Raw genomic sequence first — 2,562 nt, 5'->3', positions numbered from 1 at the left:
TGTGATTGTTGTTACTCATAGTAAGGATCTTGCGAGCAAGTCAGTTAACCAATAATTCAATAAATATATTATAATAATATAAGAGATAATAAGTACCTTATGTCATTTTGCGTAAAAATAGTATGTACTTTTTTTTGAAAAAGTGATATATTAAGTGGGGTATTTTATTATCCAAAATTGTTACAAAGTAAAAATCTCTATAATTTACCATAACTGAGAGGTTTTTACTTTGTAATAAAAAGTCATGAGGACTTAATACATATTATTATTCATAAAATATTAAGGAGGTTTACTAATGAAAATATTAGTTTTAAACTGTGGTAGTTCTTCATTAAAATATCAATTAATAGATATGGAAAATGAAGCTGTATTATGTATAGGATTAGTTGAAAGAATAGGTATAGAAGGTTCTATACTTACTCAAAAAAAAGACGGTGTAGAAGGTAAATACGTTAAAGAACAACCAATGAAAGATCATCAAGATGCTATACAATTAGTTCTTGAAGGTGTTTTAGATCCAACTTACGGTGGAGTTAAAGACATGAACGAAATAAACGCTGTAGGACACAGAGTTGTTCACGGTGGAGAAAAATTCGCATCTTCAGTTGTAATAACTGACGAAGTTGAAGAAGCTATAAGAAAATGTAGTGAATTAGCTCCTCTTCACAACCCAGCTAACTTAATGGGAATAGATGCTATAAAAGCTATAATACCAGGAGTACCAAACGTAGCTGTATTCGATACTGCATTCCATCAAACAATGCCAGCATCTTCATACTTATATGGTCTTCCATACAGACTATATACTGAATACGGTGTAAGAAGATACGGATTCCACGGAACTTCTCACAAATACGTATCTCAAAGAGCAGCTGAAATGTTAGGAAAAGACATAGCTGACTTAAAAATAATAACTTGTCACTTAGGAAACGGAGCTTCTGTAGCTGCTGTTGACGGAGGAAAAGTTGTAGATACTTCTATGGGACTTACTCCACTTGAAGGTTTAATAATGGGAACTAGATGTGGTGATATAGACCCAGCTATAATACCATTCATAATGAAAAAAGAAAACTTAGATGCAGATGGTGTAGATAAATTAATGAACAAAGAATCTGGTGTATACGGAATGACTGGTATATCTTCAGACTTCAGAGATATATGTGATGCTGCTGCTGAAGGAAACCAACAAGCAATAGATGCATTAGATGCTTACCATAAGAGAGTTAAAAAATATATAGGTTCTTACGCTGCTGAAATGAACGGTGTAGATGCTATAGTATTCACTGCTGGTTTAGGTGAAAATGGTATAGATGATAGATTAGCTATAGCTTCTAACTTAGAAGTATTAGGTGTTAAAATGGACGCTGAAGCTAATAAAGTAAGAGGAAAAGAAACAGTTATATCTGCTGCTGATTCTAAAGTTAAAGTATTATTAGTACCAACTAACGAAGAATTAATGATAGCTAGAGATACATTAGAATTAGTTAAAGAATTATAGTTATATAATTTATCAAAATTGATTATAATATAAATGTTTAAGGTAGGCTAAAACCTACCTTAAATTATGTGTATAGGATTTTTTTTCATAATTAGCATAAAATAGTATTATAACTATCAAGTAAAAATACTTGACAAACATTAATCCTATTTGTATAATAAATTTGGTAATATGTTGAGGTGAAAAATATGATAATTAGTCTTAATGAGTTAAATAAAAGAGAAACTGGTAAAATAGACTTGAATTTTTCGCAAAAAATTGATAATATTAGTTATTGTGATAACACATATACATTGGCTTCACCAATTAATCTAGTTGGTAGAATTTCTAAAAATGCAAAAGACGAAGTTCATCTTCTTGCAGATGTAGATTTCACTATAATAGATAATTGTTCTAGATGTCTAGAACCAGTAGAAGTTCCAATGAGTTATACCATTGATGGTTTCTTAGTTAGCGAAGATTTTGATGAAGATAATTTTGAAGACTATGATGCTTTTATTATTGACACTGATGAAGTGGACTTAGTAAAAATAATAGAACAAACATTAGATTTCAATTTACCACACAAAGTTCTTTGTAACGAAGATTGTGAAGGTCTTTGTCCAGAATGCGGAGCTAATTTAAATAAAGAAACTTGCTCATGTAGCGAAACTGCAAGTGACGAGGATTTTATAGATCCACGTTTTGCTAAATTAAAAGATTTGTTCAAAAATGATTAAGGAGGTGGCTTAAATGGCAGTACCTAAGCGTAAAACAGCTAAATCAAAAACTAAAATGAGAAGAGCGGCTAATTCAAAAATGACAGTTAAAGGATTCGTAGAATGCCCACAATGTCATGATGTTAAATTACCACATAGAGTTTGTCCTTCTTGCGGACACTACAACGGTAAAGAAATCGTAGCTGAATAGTTATATAAAAAAACATGTAGTTTAGACTACATGTTTTTTTTTGCAAAAATATACGTTATAATAATATAGTACAAAATTGTTTAAAAAGATTTATAAAAATAAGAAAATAAATTTATATAAATTATTTAAATACAGTACATTATTTATTAAGATCG

3 protein-coding genes are annotated in these 2,562 nt (G+C 30.1%); all 3 read left to right on the top strand.

Annotated features, from left to right (window positions below; translation table 11 throughout):
* Positions 1–295: 295 nt before the first annotated feature.
* The 3 genes from I4U58_RS13430 to rpmF all read left to right on the top strand — a co-directional run bounded on the left by I4U58_RS13430 (position 296) and on the right by rpmF (position 2,407).
* On the top strand, positions 296–1,498 hold the full coding sequence (locus I4U58_RS13430) for an acetate kinase (RefSeq protein WP_195931839.1): 1,203 nt from the start codon (positions 296–298) through the stop codon (positions 1,496–1,498).
* A gap of 188 nt (positions 1,499–1,686) precedes the next feature.
* Positions 1,687–2,217: a DUF177 domain-containing protein gene (locus I4U58_RS13425; RefSeq protein WP_195931838.1), complete on the top strand. Its 531-nt coding sequence runs from the start codon at positions 1,687–1,689 to the stop codon at positions 2,215–2,217.
* A 13-nt stretch (positions 2,218–2,230) separates the two neighbouring features.
* Positions 2,231–2,407, top strand: a complete 177-nt coding sequence (rpmF, locus tag I4U58_RS13420; protein ID WP_007287361.1) for a 50S ribosomal protein L32 — start codon at positions 2,231–2,233, stop codon at positions 2,405–2,407.
* Positions 2,408–2,562 lie beyond the last annotated feature (155 nt).

Source organism: Clostridium sp. 1001270J_160509_D11 (genome assembly GCF_015667935.1).
Taxonomy (GTDB): domain Bacteria; phylum Bacillota; class Clostridia; order Peptostreptococcales; family Peptostreptococcaceae; genus Intestinibacter.
Note: the sequence above shows the minus strand (reverse complement) of the source record. Positions and strands in the feature narration are given on the sequence as shown.